The organism is Curtobacterium sp. B18 (assembly GCF_000333375.1).
Taxonomy (GTDB): Bacteria; Actinomycetota; Actinomycetes; order Actinomycetales; family Microbacteriaceae; genus Curtobacterium.
In genome coordinates, this window is record NZ_BACZ01000404.1 from 1 (window position 1) to 4,332 (window position 4,332).

A 4,332-nucleotide genomic window follows, 5' to 3' on the forward strand; every position below is an offset into this window, starting at 1 on the left:
GTCAGCTGTGCGATCCGGCCGAGGTACGCGGCGTCGGTGCTGCCGGCGGGCGCCCGCAGCGCGGTCCGGTCCCCGTCGGTGAGGTCGAGGCGGACGATGCCCGTGCCCGTCTCCACGACGGCGGTCGTCCCGGTGCCGACGAAGCCGTGCAGGTACGTCGCGCTCCCCAGTCGGACGGGGTCGGCCCGGCCGCTCATGTCGACGAGCACGAGGTCGTCGCTACCGGTCCGGACGAGGGCGCTCTCGGTGCGCGGGACGTACGCCCACTGCCCGACGCTCATCGGGACCGCGCCCGTCCTGGGTTTCCCGCTGGCATCGATCGCCGTCGGCAGGTGCGTGCCGGTCATGTCGACGACGTAGAGGCCGACGTTCCGGGACTGCCCGGTCGAGGTGTCCGCGTACTCGAACCCGAACGACGCCCCGTCGTCGGCGGCGTGCAGCGCGGTGACCCGTCCCTCGGCGGTGGGCAGGGTCAGGTGCTCGACCGGGGCGTCCTCGTCCTGCACACCGCCCGCGAGCGGCACGATGTCGACGGCGGACCCCGCGTCGGTGCCGGTCACCACCACCAGCGACCGGCCGAGCCGCACGTACTCCGAGATGCCGGCGGCCCGGTAGACGGTGGTCGCCCCGCCGGCGTCCAGCGAGCGGCGGACGATCCGGTCCGGGGTACCGGCGCCGCCGGGGACGAGCGCGAGCACGTCGGTGCTGCCGGTCCGGACGGAGGCCCGCAGGTCGGCGGTGGCACGCTGCCCGGGCGCGCGGACGCCCGCGACCCGGATCTCGTACGAGCGGTCGTAGGCGAGCGGGCCGGCGAACTCGACCGCGATGGTGTTGCCGCTCGATGTCACGGTGTGGGCCGCGGCCGGACGCACCGTCACCTCGTTCGCGGACACCCGCTCGACCGCCTGGTTCGCGGTGAGGATCACGCGCTGCGCCGGTCGGGACACCAGGCCGACGGCGTCGTACGAGACGTCACGGAGGCGCGGTCCCTGCTGCGATCCGACGACCGCCGCGGCGGTGCCGACGAGCACGAACACCAGCACGGTCGCGACGAGGCGACGGCGGAAGCGGTTCCGCGGTCGGCTGCGCAGCTCAGTACTCATACGGGTCCTCGGGCTGCTGGATCGCCTGCACGCTGGCGGCCCGGATGACGATCCGGGCGTCGGCCGACTGGTCGGGGTTGGCGGCGAGCGCCCCGGTCACCCGCACCCACCGCCCCTCGTCCGGCACCGTGCCGTCCGTGACGACCCCGAGCCCGACGGGGTGGGCGTCCACCGCGCAGCAGCTGATCACGACCGGGTCAGCGTGAACGAGCCGTCCGAGCCGGGCACGACGAAACCGGTGAGCCGCACGCGCTTCCCGACGAGCGACGAGGTGTCCGTGGTCTGCCGGATGAGTGCGGCCCAGTCCTTCACGCCGTACTCCGACGTGTCGACCGAGGTGCTGCCGAGCAGCGACACCGCGGCCTCGGAGCCCGTGGCGTTCGACAGCGTCGCGGAGTCCACGCTCCGCTGCTGGGCGGTGCGTGCCGACAGCGTCGCCGGGGGGAGCACCAGCATGGCGACGGTGACCCCGATCGTGACGAGGGCCGCGGCGCCGCCGAGGACGGCCCGCGTGCGACGGGCCGCACCCGATTGCCGGGGCTCGTGCTCGTGCTCGTCGTGGTCGTGGTCGTGCCCGTGTCCCCGCGCCACGACGACCAGACCTGCGACGGCGGCCGGGACCGCGACGGCCGCGAGCACGACGGTGAAGACCGCGTAGCGCGGGTTGATGTACAGGTCGAGGTGCCCGGCGAGGGCGAGCCACAGGGTGCACGACGCCACCGCGAGGACGGACCCGAGGCCGAGGTACGACGGCAGTCGGGACTCAGACGAGGACATTCATCACCAACCCGACGGTCGCGGCGAACAGGACGCAGACGACCGCGAGCAGCACCAGGAAGCGCGCACGGAAGGTCGTCCGGAGCAGGGCGATCATCTTGACGTCGATGATCGGCCCGATGATGAGGAACGCGGTGATGGACCCGGGCAGGAAGGTCGACGCGAAGGACAGGGCGAAGAAGGCGTCGACGTTCGAGCAGAGCGACACCGTCATCGCGAGCAGCATCATCGCGGCGACGGACAGGACCGGGTTCGCCCCGATCGCCACCAGGGTGGACCGGGGCACCGCGACTTGGATCGCGGCGGCGAGCCCGGCGCCGACGAACAGCGCGGGCATCATCGTGGCGGTCTCGCCACCGAACTGGGCGGCGCTGTCCCGCCAGCGGTTCCGCGACCGCGGGGCACCGATCGCCGCACGGCAGCGGACCTCGAACGCGGGCAGCAGGAGCTCGGCGGGTCGGCGGTGCGCGGCGACGATCCAGCCGACCAGGTTCGCCACCACGAAGCCGCCCACGATGCGCACCGGCAGGATCCAGCCGGACCACCCGAACGCCTGCGCGGTGCTGATGATCACGAGCGGGTTGAGGATCGGGGCGGCGACGAGGAACGTGACCGCCTCGGCCGGGGTGAACCCGCGCAGCATGAGGCCGCGGGCGAGCGGGACGTTGCCGCACTCGCACACCGGGAACAGCATGCCGATCAGGGAGATCACGGCCCGGCGTGGGATCGGCCGCTGGGGCAGGACCCGCTCGAGCGCGCCGACGGGCACCCACACCTCGACCACGATGGACAGCACGATGCCGAGCACGACGAACGGCAGGGACTCGACGACGACGCTGATCGCCAGGGTGAGGAAGTCCTGCACCACGTCCGGCAGTCCCGCGGTGCCGACGGCCGGCGAGAGCAGCCGGATCCCGAGCAGCAGGACGACGGCGAGCAGCACCAGCCCGGGGCCGGTGAGCACCCGGGCGCTCGTGCGCTGCGGCGGCGTGGTCGTCGTCACCGGGCAAGGATAGGCGACCGGCGCTCCGTGGAGGGTGTCCGTCAGGCCTGCGCGATCGTGTCGAGGTGCCGGTCGAGCACGGCGATCGTCCACTCGCCGGACTCCCCCGGCGCCAGGCGCACGACGTGCATCGCGAGCCCGTCGATGAGCGCGTGCAGCCGACGGGCCTCGTACTCGCGGTCGGCGGACCGTACCTCCACGAGGTCGAGGACCTCGGCGCTCCACGTACCCATCTCGGCGACGACGCGGTCGAGGGCGGGTCGGAGTCCGGCGTCCGTCAGGGCCGCGTTCCCGAGGGCCAGGTAGACCTCGAGCTCGATCACGCGCTCGTCGTCGAGGGGCAGCAGCTCGAGCAGGATCCGGCGTGCACGCTCGCGGGCGGGGAGGCCGTCGGGGATCGCGGCGATGCGCTCCCGGGTGCGGTCGAACACCAGCGTGATGGTGTGCTCGCGGAGGCTCGACTGCGTCGGGAAGACGTAGCGGACGGTGCTCGGCGGCAGCCCCGCCTCGGCCGCGACGTTCCGCACGCTCAGGGCGCCGAGACCGTCCCGGGCGAGGACCCGGAACGCCGCCACGGACACGGTGCGACGGCGTCCGTCGAGGTCGATGCTCCTGGCCACACCGCAATACTCGCACAGTCGTGCGAGTTCGTGCTACCGTGGGGGCAGTTGTCGCACAGTCGTGCGACTTGCGGAACGAGATCGAAGGGAGGCCGTCATGGCGTGGGCAGTCCTCGTCCTGTCGGGCGTGCTCGAGGCGGTGTGGGCCACCGCGCTCGGCGCGTCGAACGGCTTCAGGAAGGCCGTGCCGACGATCGTGTTCGTCGCCGGCATGGCGCTCAGCATGATCGGACTGGCGTTCGCGATGACGGCGATCCCGGTCGGCACCGCCTACGCGGTCTGGGTCGGCATCGGCGCCTCGCTGACGGTCGTCGTCGCGATCCTCCGTCGACAGGAGGCCGCGTCGGTCGCCCGGGTCGCGCTCGTCCTCGGCCTCGTCGCCTGCGTGGTCGGCCTGAAGGTGGTGAGCTGAGGTGGCGTGGATCGTCCTGTTCGTCAGCGCCACGCTCGAGACCGTGTGGGCGACCGCTCTCGGCGAGAGCGAGGGCTTCACCCAGCTCCGGCCGACGATCGTCTTCGCGGTCACCATCGTGGTGAGCCTCGGCGCCTTCGGCTACGTCCTCAAGCACATCCCGATCAGCACCGCGTACGCCGTCTGGACGGGGACCGGCGCCGCGCTCACCGTCCTGTGGGGCATGGCCACCGGCGCCGAACCCGTGACCGCGCTGCGCCTGCTGTTCATCGCCGGCATCGTCGGCTGCGTCGTCGGTCTGAAGCTCGTGCCGGCCCGCCCGGTGCGAGCCAGCCTCCCCGGCCGAGCTCTCGCGCTGAGCGACAGCTCACGCGCCGCCGGCCCCGTGGCCCGTCGCTGACCCCGAACCCGGCCGCG

General features: G+C 73.0%; 7 protein-coding genes. 2 read left to right on the forward strand and 5 right to left on the reverse strand.

Features of this window, described 5'->3' with window-relative positions:
- The 5 genes from I5E_RS24520 to I5E_RS11230 form a co-directional block, all read right to left on the reverse strand.
- Positions 1-1,103: hypothetical protein (locus tag I5E_RS24520; protein ID WP_022907071.1), on the reverse strand; the 1,103-nt coding region annotated here is incomplete at its 3' end.
- Positions 1,093-1,275 carry a hypothetical protein gene (locus I5E_RS22740; RefSeq protein WP_148286939.1) on the reverse strand — a complete coding sequence of 61 codons (183 nt, stop codon included), beginning with the start codon at positions 1,273-1,275 and terminating at the stop codon, positions 1,093-1,095. The genes I5E_RS22740 and I5E_RS24520, both read right to left, overlap by 11 nt.
- Positions 1,276-1,289: 14 nt before the next feature.
- Complete coding sequence (locus I5E_RS21670; protein ID WP_049973495.1) at positions 1,290-1,880, reverse strand: DUF1980 domain-containing protein; 591 nt, start codon at positions 1,878-1,880, stop codon at positions 1,290-1,292.
- A complete protein-coding gene (locus I5E_RS11225) occupies positions 1,867-2,883 on the reverse strand; it encodes a permease (protein WP_022907072.1) in 1,017 nt (338 codons plus the stop codon). The genes I5E_RS21670 and I5E_RS11225 overlap by 14 nt, the downstream gene beginning before the upstream one ends.
- 41 nt (positions 2,884-2,924) lie before the next feature.
- Entirely contained in the window at positions 2,925-3,503 is a 579-nt protein-coding gene (locus I5E_RS11230) for a TetR/AcrR family transcriptional regulator (RefSeq protein ID WP_022907073.1), read from the reverse strand.
- Positions 3,504-3,600: 97 nt separating this feature from the next.
- On the opposite strand from I5E_RS11230, the gene I5E_RS11235 reads away from it, so the two are divergent.
- Both I5E_RS11235 and I5E_RS11240 read left to right on the forward strand, forming a co-directional pair.
- Entirely contained in the window at positions 3,601-3,915 is a 315-nt protein-coding gene (locus I5E_RS11235) for a DMT family transporter (protein ID WP_022907074.1), read from the forward strand.
- 1 nt (position 3,916) lies between these two features.
- Entirely contained in the window at positions 3,917-4,315 is a 399-nt protein-coding gene (locus I5E_RS11240; RefSeq protein ID WP_022907075.1) for a DMT family transporter, read from the forward strand.
- Positions 4,316-4,332: the final 17 nt, after the last annotated feature.